Source organism: Tenacibaculum sp. MEBiC06402 (assembly GCF_049239625.1).
Lineage (GTDB): Bacteria > Bacteroidota > Bacteroidia > Flavobacteriales > Flavobacteriaceae > Polaribacter.
On the sequence record NZ_JBMKKT010000084.1, the window covers coordinates 1 to 18,060 of the forward strand.

Annotated in this window: 13 protein-coding genes; 7 read left to right on the top strand and 6 right to left on the bottom strand. The window is 31.7% G+C overall.

Features of this window, described 5'->3' with window-relative positions:
• The first annotated feature begins 243 nt into the window (after positions 1-243).
• From ACOSP6_RS02915 to ACOSP6_RS02940, 6 genes are all read left to right on the top strand, one after another.
• Positions 244-1,650 carry a glycogen synthase gene (locus ACOSP6_RS02915; RefSeq protein ID WP_422092892.1) on the top strand — a complete coding sequence of 469 codons (1,407 nt, stop codon included), beginning with the start codon at positions 244-246 and terminating at the stop codon, positions 1,648-1,650.
• A gap of 10 nt (positions 1,651-1,660) precedes the next feature.
• On the top strand, positions 1,661-2,935 hold the full coding sequence (locus ACOSP6_RS02920) for a glucose-1-phosphate adenylyltransferase (RefSeq protein ID WP_422092893.1): 1,275 nt from the start codon (positions 1,661-1,663) through the stop codon (positions 2,933-2,935).
• Between the two features lie 14 nt (positions 2,936-2,949).
• Complete coding sequence (gene glgB, locus ACOSP6_RS02925) at positions 2,950-4,863, top strand: 1,4-alpha-glucan branching protein GlgB (protein WP_422092894.1); 1,914 nt, start codon at positions 2,950-2,952, stop codon at positions 4,861-4,863.
• 111 nt (positions 4,864-4,974) lie between these two features.
• Positions 4,975-7,377 (top strand): glycoside hydrolase family 31 protein, encoded by a 2,403-nt coding sequence (locus tag ACOSP6_RS02930; protein WP_422092895.1) that lies wholly within the window; start codon positions 4,975-4,977, stop codon positions 7,375-7,377.
• A 59-nt stretch (positions 7,378-7,436) separates the two neighbouring features.
• Positions 7,437-9,533, top strand: coding sequence for a phosphate acetyltransferase (gene pta, locus ACOSP6_RS02935; RefSeq protein ID WP_422092896.1), 2,097 nt, complete (start codon positions 7,437-7,439; stop codon positions 9,531-9,533).
• Positions 9,534-9,536: 3 nt separating this feature from the next.
• Positions 9,537-10,715: an acetate/propionate family kinase gene (locus ACOSP6_RS02940; RefSeq protein WP_422092897.1), complete on the top strand. Its 1,179-nt coding sequence runs from the start codon at positions 9,537-9,539 to the stop codon at positions 10,713-10,715.
• On the opposite strand, the gene ACOSP6_RS02945 is transcribed toward ACOSP6_RS02940, so the two are convergent.
• A complete protein-coding gene (locus ACOSP6_RS02945; RefSeq protein ID WP_422092898.1) occupies positions 10,710-11,870 on the bottom strand; it encodes a pyridoxal-phosphate-dependent aminotransferase family protein in 1,161 nt (386 codons plus the stop codon). The two genes, ACOSP6_RS02940 and ACOSP6_RS02945, sit on opposite strands and share 6 nt — an antisense overlap.
• A gap of 260 nt (positions 11,871-12,130) precedes the next feature.
• On the opposite strand from ACOSP6_RS02945, the gene ACOSP6_RS02950 reads away from it, so the two are divergent.
• Entirely contained in the window at positions 12,131-12,847 is a 717-nt protein-coding gene (locus ACOSP6_RS02950) for a tRNA pseudouridine(38-40) synthase TruA (RefSeq protein WP_422092899.1), read from the top strand.
• 37 nt (positions 12,848-12,884) lie between these two features.
• Here ACOSP6_RS02950 and ACOSP6_RS02955 read toward each other — a convergent pair whose 3' ends face one another.
• From ACOSP6_RS02955 to ACOSP6_RS02975, 5 genes are all read right to left on the bottom strand, one after another.
• Positions 12,885-13,583, bottom strand: a complete 699-nt coding sequence (locus ACOSP6_RS02955; protein WP_422092900.1) for a hypothetical protein — start codon at positions 13,581-13,583, stop codon at positions 12,885-12,887.
• Between the two features lie 274 nt (positions 13,584-13,857).
• Complete coding sequence (locus ACOSP6_RS02960; RefSeq protein WP_422092901.1) at positions 13,858-14,550, bottom strand: hypothetical protein; 693 nt, start codon at positions 14,548-14,550, stop codon at positions 13,858-13,860.
• A 19-nt stretch (positions 14,551-14,569) separates the two neighbouring features.
• Positions 14,570-15,628 carry a GTP pyrophosphokinase gene (locus tag ACOSP6_RS02965; RefSeq protein ID WP_422092902.1) on the bottom strand — a complete coding sequence of 353 codons (1,059 nt, stop codon included), beginning with the start codon at positions 15,626-15,628 and terminating at the stop codon, positions 14,570-14,572.
• A gap of 36 nt (positions 15,629-15,664) precedes the next feature.
• Positions 15,665-16,660 carry a carboxylesterase family protein gene (locus ACOSP6_RS02970; RefSeq protein WP_422093049.1) on the bottom strand — a complete coding sequence of 332 codons (996 nt, stop codon included), beginning with the start codon at positions 16,658-16,660 and terminating at the stop codon, positions 15,665-15,667.
• 141 nt (positions 16,661-16,801) lie between these two features.
• Positions 16,802-18,049: a glycosyl hydrolase family 18 protein gene (locus ACOSP6_RS02975; RefSeq protein WP_422092903.1), complete on the bottom strand. Its 1,248-nt coding sequence runs from the start codon at positions 18,047-18,049 to the stop codon at positions 16,802-16,804.
• Positions 18,050-18,060: the final 11 nt, after the last annotated feature.

Sequence of the window (18,060 nt, forward strand, 5' to 3'; positions counted from 1 at the left end):
TGGTGGGAGAGTAGGTCGTCGCCTTTCTTTTAAATAAAAAACGCTCAATTTTATATTGAGCGTTTTTTTTTGATCAAAACTGAGTCACTATATATCGTTATAGTTAAAGCTATGTAAGTTATAGCTAAAAAATTACTTTATTTTTATCAAGTTCACACTTTTAATAGCTTTTTTTTAATAATTATTTTATCTCATTCTAGAAGGTATTACTTAAATTTAAAGGAATATTAATACCTCTCTCTAATGAAAGTTCTCCATGCAAGTTTTGAATGTTATCCGATAGCCAAGGTTGGTGGTCTAGCGGATGTAGTAGGCTCACTTCCTGCTTATCAATCAACATTAGGAATAGAGTCTGATGTAGTCATCCCTTACTACAGCAATGAGTTTGTAAGAAAGCAGATAAAGAATGAAATCTTTTCAGGCAATATATCTATAGGTAGCAAAGAATATGATTATAAGGTATACAACATAGTTAATAAGAAAATTAAATATGGTTTATATTTTATATATATAGAAGGGTTATTAGATAGAGAAGCTGTTTATGGATATGATGATGAAACCGATAGGTATATTGGCTTTCAGTTAGCTGTGTTAGATTGGTTAAATAAGGAGAAATTAAATTTTGATGTAATTCATTGTCATGATCACCATACTGCTTTAATTCCCTTTATGATTAATAATTGTTATGATTTTAGAGGACTTAGTAACACTTCAACTATTGTAACTATTCACAATGCTCAATATCAAGGGCAGTTTTCACACGATAGAATGGATATTATCCCAGCTTTTGATTTTAGTGACGCCGGTCTTTTGGATTGGTATGGCTCAATTAATCCATTAGCAACGGGGATAAAATGCGCTTCAAAGGTAAATACAGTTTCTCCTTCATACATGGAAGAATTAAAAAGTCAGGCCAATGGTCTAGAAGGGTTGTTAAGAACAGAATCAGATAAGTGTACAGGAATTTTGAATGGAATTGATACTGATTTTTGGAATACAGAGACAGACAAGATGCTACCAAAGAATTATAAAGTTAGTAATGTAGTGTCAGGGAAAAAGGCGAATAAGAAAGTATTATGTGAAAAATATGGATTCGATACGGAATTACCGTTATTTGGCTTTATAGGACGATTAGTAGGAGAAAAGTCTGCCGACTTACTTCCTGAAGCTATACGTGAAGCATTAAAAGATAATAAGGAAATTAGTATATTTATATTAGGATCTGGTCATAAAGAAATAGAAGATCAATTAATTGAATTAAAAGATCATTTTAAAGGTAACTTTAATGTACATATCGGTTATGATGAAAAACTTTCACATCTAGTATATGCTGCATCAGATTATCTATTAATGCCATCAAGAGTGGAACCTTGTGGTTTGAACCAGATGTATTCTTTACGTTACGGAACAATACCAATTGTCAGAAGAACAGGGGGACTTAAAGATACTGTTATTGATATAGGAGATGAAGGATTTGGTATTTGTCATGATCAAGCTTCGGTTTGGGATATTTGTTATTCCGTAGGAAGAGCTGTTGAGTTGTATAAAGATGTAAATTCATTTAGAAAGATACAAAAGCGAATAATGAAAATAGATAATTCTTGGGCCAAATCAGCTCAAGAGTACATCGACTTATACAAATCAATTTAACAGACCGACCATGATAAACAAAAAAGTTTTAGCCATTATTTTAGGGGGAGGACAAGGTACTCGTCTATCACCACTTACAGACAATAGATCAAAACCAGCAGTTTCTATAGCAGGTAAATATCGTTTGGTAGATATTCCAATTTCCAATTGTATTCATTGCGATATTAAAAGAATGTTTGTTCTCACACAGTTCAATTCTGCGTCTTTAAATAGACATATAAAAAACACGTATACATTTAGTACATTCAGTGAAGCTTTTGTGGATATAATGGCTGCTGAACAAACTCCTGAAAATAAAACATGGTTCCAGGGTACAGCAGATGCAGTTAGACAATCAATGCACCATGTTTTGAATCACGAGTTCGAATATGCTTTAATTCTTTCAGGTGATCAATTGTATCAAATGGATTTTGATGATATGCTTGATCAACATATAAATAAGAAAGCTGAGATTAGTATAGCAACGCTTCCTGTCAACGCAAGCGACGCCACTGGATTTGGAATATTGAAGACTGATGATGAAAGCTTTATTTCTTCTTTTGTTGAAAAACCTTCCTCAGAACAGTTAAAAGGGTGGGAATCGGAAGTGGATGATGAAATGAAGTCTCAAGAGAGAAATTATTTGGCTTCTATGGGAATTTATATTTTCAATCGTGAATTGCTGGTTGAACTAATGTCTAATCCTGATACAATCGATTTTGGAAAGGAAATTATTCCTCAATCCATAGGAAAAAACAAAGTTCTTGCTTATCAATATAAAGGCTATTGGACAGATATTGGAACAATTACTTCTTTTTTTGAAGCGAATATAGGACTAACTGAAGAAGTCCCTCAATTCGACTTATTCAATACTTCGAAAAATGTTTTAACAAGGCCAAGAATTCTTCCACCGTCTAAAATTTATGGAACACTATTAGATAAATCAATGATTGCGGATGGTTGTATCATCAACGCAAAAAATATTGAAAACTCCGTTATTGGAATTCGTTCCAGAATAGGAAAAGGTTGTGATATAAAAAGTACTTATATGATTGGTGCAAATGTATATCAAGAAATAGATGAAATTGAAAAAGATAAGGAAAAAGGTATACCATATATAGGTGTTGGAGAGAATTGTATTATCGAAAACGCAATTATTGATAAAGATGCTAGAATAGGAAACAATGTTGTACTAAAAGGAGGAAAGCATTTGAAAGATGTAACTGAAGATGCTTATGTAATCAAAGATGGAATAATAGTAGTAAGAAGAAGAGCTATTATACCGGAAGGATTTACAATTCAATAAGCCTATTATTTTTTATGAGTAAAGTTATTGCACATAGTTTTTTTACAGATTTTGATATCAATTTATTTAAAGGAGGAAAACATTACCGACTATATGAAAAGTTAGGGGCTCATATTACTACTGTAAACGGAGAGGAAGGAACTTACTTTGCAGTTTGGGCACCTTCGGCTAAGTCTGTTTCAGTTGTTGGTGATTTTAATTTTTGGAATGAAGAAGAACATCCATTAAATGTCCGTTGGGATGAATCTGGGATTTGGGAAGGTTTTATTCCTAAAGTAGGAAAAGGAAATTTATATAAATATAAAATTCATTCAAATAATGATGGAATTGTTACCGAAAAAGCAGATCCTTTTGCTAGACGATGTGAACATCCACCGAAAACTGCTTCTGTAGTTTGGGATGATCCTTTCATTTGGGGAGATGCTAATTGGATGAAGAAACGTCATAAACATAATGCTATTAATGCTCCTTATTCGGTTTATGAAGTGCATCTTTCGTCTTGGAAAAAGAAATTCGACGATAACAATCGATCTTTATCTTATGTTGAAATGGCCGATGAATTAGTTTCCTATGTAAAGGAAATGCAATTTACACATGTAGAATTAATGCCCGTAATGGAATATCCGTACGATCCTTCTTGGGGTTATCAAATTACAGGATATTTTGCCCCAACTTCACGTTTCGGTTATCCTGATGATTTTAAATTCTTAATAGATAAGTTTCATCAAAATGACATTGGTGTAATTTTAGACTGGGTTCCTTCTCATTTTCCTGAAGATGCTCATGGACTAGGTTTATTTGATGGAACACATTTATACGAACATCCAGATAAAAGAAAGGGATATCATCCAGATTGGAAAAGTTTGATTTTCAATTATGGTAGAAACGAAGTAAAAAGTTTTTTAATTAGTAATGCTATCTTTTGGTTAGATCAATACCATGTAGATGGATTAAGAGTAGACGCTGTAGCTTCGATGATATTTTTGGATTATTCTAGAAATTATGGAGAGTGGGAACCGAATATGTTTGGTGGAAATGAATATCTAGAAGCAATTGATTTTCTGAAAGAATTAAATGAAGAAGTTTATAAAAGTTTTCCTGATGTTCAAACCATCGCTGAAGAATCAACAGCTTTTCCTAAAATTTCAAGACCAACGTATTTAGGTGGTTTAGGTTTTGGAATGAAATGGATGATGGGTTGGATGCACGATTCTCTTCAATATTTTAAGAAAGAGCCTATCTATAGGAAACATCATCAAAACGATCTTACGTTTAGTATGACCTATGCATTTACCGAAAACTTTATGTTACCATTATCTCACGACGAAGTTGTATATGGTAAGAAAAGCATTATTGGAAGAATGCCTGGAGACGAATGGCAAAAGTTTGCGAATTTAAGATTGCTATATAGTTATATGTTTACACATCCTGGAGCAAAACTTTTGTTTATGGGAGCGGAATTTGGGCAGCATGGAGAGTGGAATTTTCAAGAGAGTTTAGATTGGTACGTTCTTGAATATGATTTTCACTCGGGTGTTCAAAAATTAGTAAAAGATTTAAATTCTTTATACAGAAAATATCCTGCTTTATACGAAAAGCAGTTCGAGCAAGACGGATTTGAATGGATTAGTTATGACGATCACGAAAACTCCGTGATTAGCTACATAAGAAAAGGAACTAACGAAAACGAACTTTTAGTTGTAGTGTGTAACATGACGCCAATTCCAAGATCAAATTATAGAATCGGTTTATCGCAATCGGGAAAATTGACTCAGATATTTAATAGTGATTATAAAAAGTATGGCGGTAGTGGTGTATCAAATAAAAAACACATTGATATTGATAAAATACATTGGAATCACAGAGAATATTCAGTAGAAATTACACTTCCTCCATTAGGAGCGTTGGTTTTTAAAATTGATAAATAACCATATAAAACGATTTCGTAAAAACAATAAATAATTGTTTTACAATTCAATACGATGTCGTTTTTTTATAAATAAGTTGAATCATAGAAATAATCCTAAAATTTAAGTAATATGATTATTAATACAGAGCTAGAGTATAAGGGGAATTTATTTCCAGGAAGAATCAATTCTTTCTCCCAGGATGTCGATAAAATTTACTTTAAAACAGAAAACGGAGTCATTCTTCAAGTTACTGTATTAAGAGGAAGTGTGATTCGTTTTAGGTATGCGACTGATAATAATTTCGAAAAGGATTTTTCATATGCTATAAGCGAAGATGGAGCTCGTGGTTACAGCAAACTAGAAGTTGAAGAGCATAATGATTGTTATAAAATTATTACGATAAAAATTATCATTAGGATTGATAAGGCTGATTTAAAAGTTTCGATTTTTGATGTTAATGGAAATGTTGTTTGTAAAGATGATTGGGGTTTTCATTGGGAACAAAGCTATGAGTTTGGAGGAAACATTGTGAAAATGAGCAAAGCTGCTCCTCAAGGAGAATGTTATTATGGTTTAGGTGATAAACCAATGCATTTAAACTTGAAAGGAAAACGAATTGAAAATTGGGCAACAGATCAATATGCTTTTGGTAAAGATCAAGACCCTTTATATAAAAGTGTTCCTTTTTATGTAGGAATGCATGAAGAACGAGCTTATGGAATTTTCTTCGATAATACATTTAAAACATTCTTTGATTTTTGTCACGAACGTAGAAATGTGACAAGTTTCTGGGCACATGGTGGAGAAATGAATTATTATTTCTTTTATGGTCCAGATATGGAAGATGTTGTTACACGATATACTGATTTAACAGGAAAACCTGAACTGCCGCCATTATGGGCATTAGGTTATCATCAATGTAAATGGAGTTATTACCCAGAATCAAAAGTAAAAGAAGTAACAAGTAAATTCAGAGAATTGAGAATTCCTTGTGATGGAATATACTTGGATATTGATTATATGGAAGGTTTCCGTTGTTTTACTTGGAATAAAGAGTATTTCCCAGATCCAAAACGCATGGTAAAGGAACTCGCTGATGACGGGTTTAAAACAATTGCGATTATTGATCCCGGAATTAAAATAGATGATGATTACTGGGTGTACAAAGAGGCAATGGAAAATGATTATTTCTGTAAAAGGGCTGATGGTCCTTACATGCGAGGAAAAGTTTGGCCAGGTGAATGTTATTTCCCAGATTTTACAAATCCAAAAGTGAGAACTTGGTGGTCAGGTTTATTCAAAGAAATTATAGACGAAATTGGTGTTAAAGGAATTTGGAATGATATGAATGAACCTGCTGTAATGGAGGTTCCAGGAAAAACTTTCCCAAATGACGTACGTCATAATTATGACGGTCATCATTGTAGTCATAGAAAAGCACATAATATTTACGGAACTCAAATGGCGAGAGCTACTTATGAAGGAGTAAAGAAATACGCATATCCACTTCGTCCATTCATTATTACACGTTCAGCTTATTCAGGAGCGCAACGTTTCACATCTTCATGGACAGGCGATAATATTGCAACTTGGGAACATTTATGGATTGCCAATATTCAAGCGCAACGAATGAGTATGAGTGGAATGTCATTTACTGGAAGTGATATCGGTGGTTTTGCTGAACATCCAACAGGAGAATTATATGCAAGATGGATTCAGTTAGGTGTTTTCCATCCTTTCTGTAGAACACATTCTTCCGGAGATCATGGAAATCAAGAACCTTGGACTTTCGGTCAAGAAGTAATTGACGTTACCCGTAAGTATGTGGAATTGCGTTACCAACTACTTCCGTATTTATATACCATGTTTTGGGAATATGCGGAATATGGAGTGCCAATGTTAAAGTCATTGGTATTATTTGATCAATACGATCCGCAAACTCATTACAGAACTGATGAATTTGTTTTTGGTAATCAAATTTTAGTTTGCCCAATTCAAGAACCAAATTCTAAAGGAAGAAGAATGTATATTCCAAAAGGTCATTGGTATAACTATTGGACAAAAGAGTATGTTACTGGTGGTTTGGAGCAATGGGTAGATGCAGAGTTGGATACAATCCCGATGTTTATTAAAGAAGGAGCAATTATACCTAAATATCCAGTTCAACAGTATGTTGGAGAGAAAAAAATCGAAGAACTTAGATTAGAGGTTTACTTTAAACTTGGTGAAAAAGAAGTGTCTAAAGTCTTCGAAGATGCTCAAGATGGATATGACTATATGAAAGGTAGATATAGCTTACGTTCTTTTCGATTTACGGGTAAAGAAAAAGAAGTTATTATCCAACAACATAAAGACGGAACTTTTGTTACCGAGTATGAAACAATGCTTTTTGAATTTTTCGGATTACCTTTTGATATCAAGGAAGTTGAGATTGATAATGTAGTGGTAGATTTAAAATCTGTAGATTTTGATCCTAAAAATAATACAGTAAGAATTCCTAAAGGTTTTACGGAAATTCATCTAGTTGGATAAAACTCTCATAGAGTAGGATGCTTTATTAAAATTAAACTAATTTTGCACAAAATTACAATATGAATAAAGCAATCTATATCGCAGCTAGTGGTGCCAATTCAGGAAAATCAATGTTAAGTCTTGGTTTAATGCAATTATTATTGCGTAATAAACCTAAAGTAGGTTATTTCAGACCAATAATTGATAATCCAGTTGAAGGGAAAAAAGATAATCACGTAAATACGATTGTTAGTTTTTTCAATCTAAAGTGTGATTATGAAGATACGTATGCTTTTACCAGATCTGAACTTATTGATTTACTGAATGATGATAAAGAAGATGAAGTTATCAATGAAATCTTAAGTAAATATAAAAAGCTTGAAGAGGAAAATGACTTCGTGATTGTGGAAGGAACAGATTTCTCAGATCATGGTGCTGTGATTGAAATGGATTTAAACGTTTTAATCGCAAAAAACCTTGGAATTCCTGTTATTATTGTTTCTGGTGGAATCGATAAAACTTTGGAGGATTTTATTCAAGGTTTACGAATTACGTATGATTCATTTACCAATAAAGAAGTTGAAGTAATTGCTGTGATTGCCAACAAAGTTCAAGAGAAAAATGTTGACATTATCATTAATGGAATTGGTGAGAATTTACCAAAGTCATTATTAATTAATGCGATTCCAATAAATAGTAAGTTAGATAATCCAACGATTCATGAAATTTCTAAAGCTCTTGAAGCTGAAGTTCTTTTTGGTGAAGAATTACTAAACTCAACAACAGGTGAAATAAAAGTAGGAGCAATGCAGCTTTCTCACTTTTTAAATCATCTTACTGAGGAAGCCGTAGTAATTACACCTGCTGATCGTTCAGATATTTTACTTGGGACTTTACAAGCAAATATTTCAAGTCGTTATCCAACAGTATCTGGTATAATTTTGACAGGTGATATGGATTTAAGTCCTTCTGTAATTGAATTAATTACCGGATTAGAGAAAATCGTTCCTATTCTAAAAGTAAAAGGAGGAACTTTCGGAATTGCTTCAAAATTAGGTTCAATTCGTTCTCACATTTATGCGGAGAATAAAAATAAAATCAAATTATCCATTAGTACTTTCGAAAAGTATGTTGATGTAGATGCTTTAAGTGATAAGTTAATTACATACAAAGGAACAAACGTGCTTACACCAAGAATGTTCCAGTATAATCTGTTAAAAAGAGCGAAACAACAAAGAAAACATATTGTATTACCTGAAGGAAATGACGATAGAATACTAACAGCAGCTTCACAATTGCAAAAACTAGATATTGTCGATTTAACAATTCTAGGGAAAAAAGTAAATGTTGAGACCGCTGTAAAAAGATTGAATATTTCATTCGATTTTGAAAAGACAAAAATCATAGATCCAATTTCATCAGAATATTTTGAAGATTTTTCTAAAACTTTATATGAATTAAGAAAACACAAAGGATTAAGTCCAGCAATGGCAGAAGATTTAATGGCAGATGTTTCTTATTTCGGAACTATGATGGTGTATAAAGGTTTAGCAGACGGAATGGTTTCTGGAGCTGCTCATACAACTCAGCATACAATTAAACCATCATTACAATTTGTAAAAACAAAACCTGGTTTTTCAGTAGTTTCTTCAATTTTCTTTATGTGTTTAGAAGATAGAGTTTCTGTATTTGGTGATTGTGCAATTAATCCAAATCCAACTTCAGAGCAATTAGCTGAAATCGCAATTTCTTCTGCAGATTCAAGTATTGCATTCGGAATTGATCCAAAGATTGCGATGTTATCATATTCTTCAGGAAGTTCTGGAAAAGGTGAAGATGTAGATACTGTAAGAAAAGCTACAGAAATTGTAAAACAAAAACGTCCTGATTTAAAAGTAGAAGGACCAATTCAATATGATGCAGCTGTTGATCCTACAGTTGGTAAAAAGAAATTGCCAAACTCGGAAGTAGCAGGACAGGCGAATGTGTTAATTTTCCCAGATTTAAATACAGGGAATAATACGTATAAAGCAGTTCAAAGAGAAACAGGAGCATTAGCAATAGGTCCAATGTTACAAGGATTGAAAAAACCAGTAAACGATTTAAGTAGGGGCTGTACAATTGATGATATTTACAATACCATTATTCTAACAGCAATTCAAGCACAAGAAAATTAGTATATGAAAGTATTAGTTTTAAATTCAGGAAGTTCATCTATAAAATATCAATTATTTACAATGCCAGAAGAAAAAGTAATTTGTTCTGGTTTGATTGAAAGAATTGGTTTAGAAGAAGGAGGAGTTCATTACGAATCAGCAAATGATGAAGTTACTGAACATATTAAAATTGAAAATCATAGAGTTGGTTTAGAAAAGGTAGTTGCTTTACTTTTAGATGAAAAGATTGGTGTTATTTCTTCTACTGATGAAATTGAAATCGTTGGTCATAGAGTTGTACATGGTGGAAGTTCTTTCACAAGCACAACTGAAGTTACGGAAGAAGTAAAAAGTAAAATCGAAGATTTATTTTCTTTAGCTCCTCAGCATAATCCAGCAAACCTTGAAGGAATTAAAGTTGCTGAAGCGATTTTCACCAAAGCAAAACAAGTTGCGGTTTTCGATACAGCATTTCATCAAAGTATTCCGGAGAAAGCATATATGTATGCAATTCCTAAAAAGTTTTTAAATGAAAACAAGATTCGTTTATATGGATTTCATGGAACTAGCCACAAATATGTTTCTGAAAAGGCCATCGAGTATTTAGGGAAAAAAGAATCTAAAATAATCACAGTTCATTTAGGAAATGGGTGTAGTATTTCAGCTATTGAAAATGGGAAAAGTATTGATCACAGTTTGGGATTTGGACCGGTTACAGGTTTGGTAATGGGAACAAGAAGTGGAGACATTGATCATACATTGATATTCTATTTAGTGAATAATTTAGGTTATGATATTAATACTGTAAATACACTTTTACAAAAAGAAAGTGGAATGTTTGGATTAACAGGACATAGCGATTTACGTGATATTGAAGCGGAAGCATCTAAAGGAAATAAAGATTGCCAGTTAGCCTTAGACATTAATACCTACAGAATAAAAAAATATATTGGATCATACATTGCTGCAATGAATGGAGTTGATGCCATCGTATTTACGGCAGGTATAGGTGAAAACTCTTCATTAGTTAGAGAGAAAGTTTGTGAAGATTTAGAGTTTTTTGGAATAGAAATCGACACAGATAAAAATAGTATTAGAGCTAAAGAATTAACGGAAATTCACACTGAAAATTCTAAAGTAAAACTATTAGTGATTCCAACTAATGAAGAATTAGAAATTGCAAAGCAGGCTTTTACTTTATAAATTTTCTAAGAAAGTTCCAATGCTTTCTCCAAGAGTAAAAGAGTAGTTTTGTTTGGCAAGAGCAAATTCAATAGCACTAAGTGTAGCAACAATATCACTTTTGTTAATAGCTCCCATATGTCCAACTCTAAAATATTGAGTTTTTATTTCTGAATGTAAACCACCAGCTAAAATTACTCCGTACTCACTAATATCTTTTCTAAATTGATTTCCATCAATTCCATCTGGATAATAAATGGCACTCATTGTATTTGCAGCGATTTTTTCTCTTTTTGGAACTAACTGTAAATCTATTTTTTGAATAGCTTTTCTAAATGCTTTTGCACACGTAAGATGCGATTCAACTCTATTTTCAATTCCTTCAGCATTGATGAGACTTAAACTAACTTCTAATGCACGAATTAAATTTACTGGAGGTGTTCCAAAGTATGAAGGACGTCTTTCCTCATAAGCTTCCATAATCGGTAACCAATTGGTAAAACTTCCATAATAATTTTGAACAGGAGTTTTTCTGTTTTTCCATACATGCATAGCTTTTTCAGAAACTACTAATAAAGCTAAACCTGGAGGAACTCCAATTGCTTTTTGAGAACCAGTTAACACAACATCAATTCCCCATTCTTCTTGTGGAGTACTTTCACCAGCAGTTGCACAAACACCATCTAGCACAGTTAGTGTATTATATTTTTTTGCTATTTCTGCAATAGGTTTAGGATCTGTTAATACACCAGTCGAAGTATCAACATGAGTAATAGTAACTAACTTATAATTTTTAGAAGATAGTTCTTCTTCAATTTTCTCTAAAGGAACAATCTCTCCAATTTCAGCTTGTAAAACAGTTACATTTGCTCCATAAGTTGCTAAAATATTTTTATAACGTTCTCCAAAATATCCAGTAGAAATTACTAATGCATTATCTCCTGGTTCGAGTAAATTACTTACGGCCATATCCATTGCTAAAGTTCCACTCCCTGCTACAATAAAAGGTTGTCCTTTTGGAGCCAACCAAATTTTTCTCATTAATTCTATAGCGTTTCCAAAGCTTTCAATAAAGTTAGGCGCAACATGACTTGTAGTTACTTCTCCCATGGCTCTTAGTACCGAAGGATCAACTTCAATTGGGCCAGGAATCATTAATAATTTTCTGTTTTTCATGAAATTGTGGTCTAAAAAATAAATGTTATTGCTGTGAAATTACAGAATAGTTTTTACTAAAACCTTATAGTAATGAAAGTTTACGAGTATCATAAAAATGAGCTATTTATTTTATGATTTTCTGATTTTGAAATAGTGAATTTTATGCATTTGTAGCGTTGTAAGTTTGTTAGCTTTGCAATATGAATTACAATTACTCATATTTAGTTAGGTTTCAATATTTAGGTTTCCGATTTCATGGTTGGCAAAAGCAACCGAATTTGAAAACAGTTCATTGGGCTTTGGATAAAACATTAAAATTTGTTTGCAAAGGAATTCGGTTTAAAACAATTGGAGTTGGAAGGACGGATGCGAAAGTATCTTCAACAAATTATGCGTATCAATTATTCATAGATGAAAGGTTAGAAGAAGGAAGTTTTGTCGAAAGTTTTAATATTAACTCTCCTTCTGATATTCGAGTTGTTGAGGTTCAAGAATTAAAGGATGAGAAGTTTAATATTATTCAACATCCAAAAATAAAAGAGTATCGCTATTATTTTTCCCATGGAGAAAAGAATCATCCGTATTGTGCACCTTTTTTGGTAGGATATTTACAAACTTTAGATATCGAATTGATGAAAAAAGCAGCCAAGTTATTTGAGGGTTTTCATAATTTTAAACATTATTGCACAAAACCAACTGAAGAGACAAAAGTTGAACGTACTATTGATAGTTGCGAAATTATTGAAAATACAGAATTAACTGCTTCTTTTTTTCCTGAGAAAAGTTATGTTTTAATTATAAAAGGACAAGGTTTTTTACGAAATCAAATTCGACTAATAATGGGAGCATTAGCCGAGGTTGGAAAAGGAAATTATGATTTAAATTTTATAAAAGAAAGTTTAGATGGTAATACAGAAATAGATTTCTTAAAGACTATCGCACCAGCTTCTGGTTTGCATTTACATAGCGTTCATTTTAAAAATAAGAAAATATAAACGCTGAGTAAATTAACGATACAAAAAATCTTAAAATTTAATAATCTACAAAATCTTCATTATTGATATTAAATTCAAATTCAGTTAAATCTGAAGAATTGGTTGCATTCATGTCAATTAAAACACGTTGTCTTTGTCCATCATTAGTTTCTCTTTTCAACATTACTTGCCAATCAGAGTTTTTATCTATGTAGAATAAACGAGTGATTTCGACTCCAGTTTCATTTAAATTGTTTACCGGTCTAAAATATGGTTTGTCTATTCTAATAGGTAAAAATTGGACATCAGGAGCAAGTGTTATTTTAAGTTGAACAGGAAATAAAAATAAAGCATCAAAATTTAGTTCATTTTCTTCTCCTAACTTTTCAATTCTAGTAGGATAACCAGGATAATTTAATAAGCTAAAGTTATCATCTGAATTGAAATCTATCTCTAAAGTATATCGATCTCCATCACCACTAGTTTCAAAAGTAACATCGTAATATCCGTTAGAATCAGTATAAACTGAATCTACATATCTAATAAATTCAATATTGGGAAAAGTTCCAAACCCGGGAATAGTGTTGTACTCTCCAATTCTCAATTTTTTATTTACAACTGGTAAATCATTCTCAGCATCATACATTCTACCAAAAACTCTAGTTTTTATATTGCTAGGTAGAACGGTGTCTTCGCATGAAGAAAGTATTGCAATCATTACAAAAAGTACAAAGAAATAATTGATTTTAGAGGTCATTAAAAGTTGTCTTTAGAGATGTTTGGTTTTAACTTGTTAGTATTAAATGATAATATTATCGATTTAATATCGAGCGCAAATCTAGTCTTTTTTTAAAAACAAATGATTGTCACTTTGTTGAATTATAGTTAAAATTTTTGCATTAATTAGTAAGAGGTTTTTATGAGCTAGTTGATAGCTGATCGTTCTTTTAATAAAAGAAACAACCTTAACCTTAGTAAGGTCTTTATATGATAATAAGCATGGATAAAAACTCTACTTAAAATGGATTTAATTAATTTGGGAAGTCATGAATTCTTACAAAAGAACGTGTAACTGCACTATCAGAATTCAATAATGTCAATACAATTTTATTTTCCAAAAAATTAATCTTCCAGAAACTTCTTTTTAGTTTATCTCCGTAAGGAATTAATTCTATTTCAGGTTTATGACCGTGAACATTATATACACCGCTAAATTTTCCTAGACTGGAGTTGATGTTAAATCGCCTATCCCATCTCAAAAATAGAAATCCATTGTCATTGAAAAGACTTCCTTTACCCTCAAAACTTTCCAACTTCCATAAACCTAAAAGTTGATCTCCGTATGTTTTTGGCAGTTTAGTGGATTTTTTAAGAATCACTTTTACGGGTTGGCCTTCTTCAGTTCTCGTCCAAGTCATTGATTCCCCATTTATGTTCACAACAAAAGGAGGAGCGGTGTCGTTAACACCGTTTGTGTTTATTACGGTTAATTCTTTAGTTTCTTTATTTAAATTCCAAGTTCCTATAGAATGTTGAAACCATCCATTACCTGATTCTTGAGTGAAGTCAGCATTAAATTTCATCCACCTTGCATTTGGTGTCATTTCTTGGTTTCCAATTTGAACAGATTTTACAACCCATAAACCTTCAATTGATGATTTATTTTGTTGACAACCTATAAAAAGTGACATAATTATAACAGCAATAAAAGTGAAGTTTTTCATAGTAGTAGTTTGTAATTGGTTAAAAATTTTCTTCTTTATGTATGTTTTGAAGTTCTATTTGACTTTTAATACGTTCAATCTCCACTTCTTTAGAATTTGCATTTTTTAATACAGATAGCGCCGAGGTTAATTCTAAATTATTCGGAGCATTTCCGGTTTCGGAGATATAGGTATTTCGAATTGTCATTAAACGAGTTGGAGTTGCAATTTTATAGAGTTTACCAATTGTAGTAATTCCTCTACTAAATAAAGCTCTTATAATGGGGTATAGTTCCGTTAAAGCACATTGAATACCAATATCTGCCAAGACTTTTGGTGCATTTTCAAAAGTAATAGTGTCTTTTTCGTCAAAGATTGCTGTTTTTTGACTGTAAATAAGTTCTTCATATAATAAGTCAAAATGTTCATCAATGACTGCAATTTCACGACTTAATATTTGAAATCTCCTCTTGGCTGAAAAGTGTGGACGTGTTTCAGGTTTATAAGAAAGTACATGTTCAAGTTCACTCCACAATTCTTGCGCTAACGTTCTCACCTGTATCTCGAATACAGGTCGATCTTTTGGAGGGATAACACTTTGTTTTAGTTTCATCATGTAATGAATAGAGCAGTAGCCACTTTCTTTGTGCTTGTTTTCAATATGTGATAATCCTAAGTTTTTTAGTTTGTCGGCTTCATAAAAAGCTTCGGGTGGATTATGCTCATCAATTTCTAAAACAGATGAATTTCTTAATTCTCGATCAATCAAAGAAAGTTGTGAAGGAAAATAAACTAAAATTCTAACTCCTAATGCATCATGCATTTTCTGAATACTTTTTATAGATAGTTGATCTGGAAAAAGATTTGGTTTACGATGAATTTTTTCAATGGCTTTCTCAGGATCTTTTATCCTGGACATAATCATTCTTATTGGAGAAGGAGTTGCGACGCCATCTCCCAGCGTGTATTTATTCCAATATTGTGGCTTTTCAAGTTCCTTTAAATAGTTGTTAAGTTCTAAAAGAGTTGGAGACAATATTGTTGATTCATAATTATTGTACTCTTCTATAAAGTTGTGTAGTTTTTTGGCTAGTTTCATTTGAGATTAATTCTTTATAACCTATTTATTTGGTATTTACTCTTTTAATATTCTTATAATAAAAGTTATCATATCCTCTCCATTCCGATTATCAATTTCCATTTTAGGTATGTAAGCTTTACAAGTAACATTATTAATTTCAGCATTGTCTAATAAAGCCTTTGCATGTAAAGGGTGATGCAAAATATCATCTCCATTTTCAGGATATTTATATTCCACATCAGTATTTTCTACATATATTTCAGGATCGTCATTTGATAGTAAACTTAACATGTCCAAACTGTTGATGTTGTCCTTAATATCCAAATTATCCAAATCTTCTAGCTTTATTATACCATAAAAATCTAGTATTGTTTTTTCTGTAACCAGATTCTTAATTGCATCAAAATTCATTCCAAGGTTTTCGTATTCCTTAAATGTAGAGTTGTGCCAATTGATAACATTATAACTAGATTGTGTTGATAAAGCAACAATTCCGTTAACTCGTGTCGATTCTTTTAAAATTGGATCGCTCGATGTGTTTTTAGCTAAATCATCGCTTAATCCAATCCACAAACTAGTACCAGCGCCTGCAGAACTGCCCATTAATAAAATTTTGTTCTTATCAATATTAAAGGAACCTGAATAATAGCGGATGAATTGAAGTGCTCTTTTACTATCATTTAGAGAATTTAAAACCCCTTTTCTGTCTTTTGCTCCAATGAAACGATAATTTATGGATGCTACTGAAATTTTTTGATGTAATAAATGATTAACAAAATTTTGAAACCCAATTTCGTTGTAATGAATAGATTTATCTCCTCCTGTAAATCCGCCTCCATGAATAAAAATCACCAGAGGAGTAGGAGCTAGAGAATTAGGAGAGAAAAAATCTATTAGATTTCTCTCATGATTTCCATAGCTTATATTTCTATAGAAACTTGAGGAAGCACTTAGGTTAAAAGGCGAAGTGTTTTGAATTAAATTTAATGAATCTGATTCTTGTTCTCTAATCGCATTTGAACAAGATGATAATGAACTTAGAATAATGATTGATAATAAAAGTCATTTCATAAGGGATGATTATCTTTTGATTTATCTATAGGTAGAGGTATTTAGTTGTATATAAAGATAATCAATAAGTTACTTAATGATTTTGTTTAAAATTGCAATTTTTGATGCTTTTCAGTGCGATTAGTTTTTGGATAAATCAGTAGTTTTTTCTTGAATGGAAAATTTTTCAGTTAATAAATTCCAGAGTTCCGGATTACCATTGTCGTAACCCAAAGCCCAAATTCCAACACCACCTATTTTTTTCTTTTTAATCCAATCATATTTAATAGTTAAAGATTTTTTGTCCTCAAAAAATAGTTGTCGATATCCTTGGTTATTATCATTTAAAATAAGATAACTCGAAGAGCTATTAGTGTCAAATTTTGGAGTAATTTTTAAGGAGTCGATATAATATTTTTTAATAGAATTATATTTCGGATGAGATTTGAATTTGGTTACAGCAGTTCCGATTTCTGGCTTGTTGGTATACCATTCGGCTCCATAATAAGGTAATCCTACAATTAGTTTTTGTAGAGATACACCTTGCTTGTTATAATAATCAACGGAGTATTCAATACCATTTCCAAAGAGTTTACTTTTTTGAAGAGGTGAAACTGGGCCTGTAGTTTTACTAAAACTACCATAATAATCATATCCCATTAACGTATAGAAATCTATAGATGCATCGATACTTTTAATATCAAAAACATGATGCCAGTCTTCTGCATAAAGGCAAATGGATATCATGTATTTTGGGTTTATTTTTTTTAATCTCTTAGAGACTTCTAAAATAAAGTTTGTGAAGTCTTTTTTGTTTTTTTTAGTAACACCTTCAAAATCGATATTAATTCCATTTACATTTCTTAATGCAAGTAGATTTGAAAGGCTATCAATTAATGTTTTTTGAGCTTTTGGATTTTCTAAAAAAGTAGTATTGTTTTTGTTTCCGAAATTTGAAACAGAAAGAAATACTTTACAATTATTAGCTTTGGCACTGTCAATTAAGGCTGTAGTTTTCCATTGATGAATGTTTTTATAACTTCCAGTTTGTGGTTCTATGGAATAAGAAAAATAGGAAATTCCCCAGAGAATAGAAAAGTTGTAATTTTTCCATGAAGACCCATTTGAATAAAGATGCCAACCGAAAGTTTTAATATCGGGATGAATCTGTCCTTTTTTATACAAAACTTTCTGATGAGTAATTTTGTTCAAACTATCCCATTGTGCCTCACTCTTTAAATTAAAGTCTTCAAATTGTTGTTCGATTAAACCTCTATGAGTTAGTAACTCTTTTTGATTTTTTGAAACAGTCGAAATCTCTTTTTCACTTGTATTAAAACATGAAGTTAGTAGAAATGATAGTATAAGAATCGTTATTAGTGTTTTCATTTAGCTTAGGT

What these genes read in the sequence shown, in the direction of transcription:
- ACOSP6_RS02915 (WP_422092892.1), top strand. Translation starts at nt 244, where the DNA reads ATGAAAGTTCTCCATGCAAGTTTTGAATGTTATCCGATAGCCAAGGTT.
- ACOSP6_RS02920 (WP_422092893.1), top strand. Translation starts at nt 1,661, where the DNA reads ATGATAAACAAAAAAGTTTTAGCCATTATTTTAGGGGGAGGACAAGGT.
- glgB (WP_422092894.1), top strand. Translation starts at nt 2,950, where the DNA reads ATGAGTAAAGTTATTGCACATAGTTTTTTTACAGATTTTGATATCAAT.
- ACOSP6_RS02930 (WP_422092895.1), top strand. Translation starts at nt 4,975, where the DNA reads ATGATTATTAATACAGAGCTAGAGTATAAGGGGAATTTATTTCCAGGA.
- pta (WP_422092896.1), top strand. Translation starts at nt 7,437, where the DNA reads ATGAATAAAGCAATCTATATCGCAGCTAGTGGTGCCAATTCAGGAAAA.
- ACOSP6_RS02940 (WP_422092897.1), top strand. Translation starts at nt 9,537, where the DNA reads ATGAAAGTATTAGTTTTAAATTCAGGAAGTTCATCTATAAAATATCAA.
- ACOSP6_RS02945 (WP_422092898.1), bottom strand. Translation starts at nt 11,870, where the DNA reads ATGAAAAACAGAAAATTATTAATGATTCCTGGCCCAATTGAAGTTGAT.
- ACOSP6_RS02955 (WP_422092900.1), bottom strand. Translation starts at nt 13,583, where the DNA reads ATGACCTCTAAAATCAATTATTTCTTTGTACTTTTTGTAATGATTGCA.
- ACOSP6_RS02960 (WP_422092901.1), bottom strand. Translation starts at nt 14,550, where the DNA reads ATGAAAAACTTCACTTTTATTGCTGTTATAATTATGTCACTTTTTATA.
- ACOSP6_RS02965 (WP_422092902.1), bottom strand. Translation starts at nt 15,628, where the DNA reads ATGAAACTAGCCAAAAAACTACACAACTTTATAGAAGAGTACAATAAT.
- ACOSP6_RS02975 (WP_422092903.1), bottom strand. Translation starts at nt 18,049, where the DNA reads ATGAAAACACTAATAACGATTCTTATACTATCATTTCTACTAACTTCA.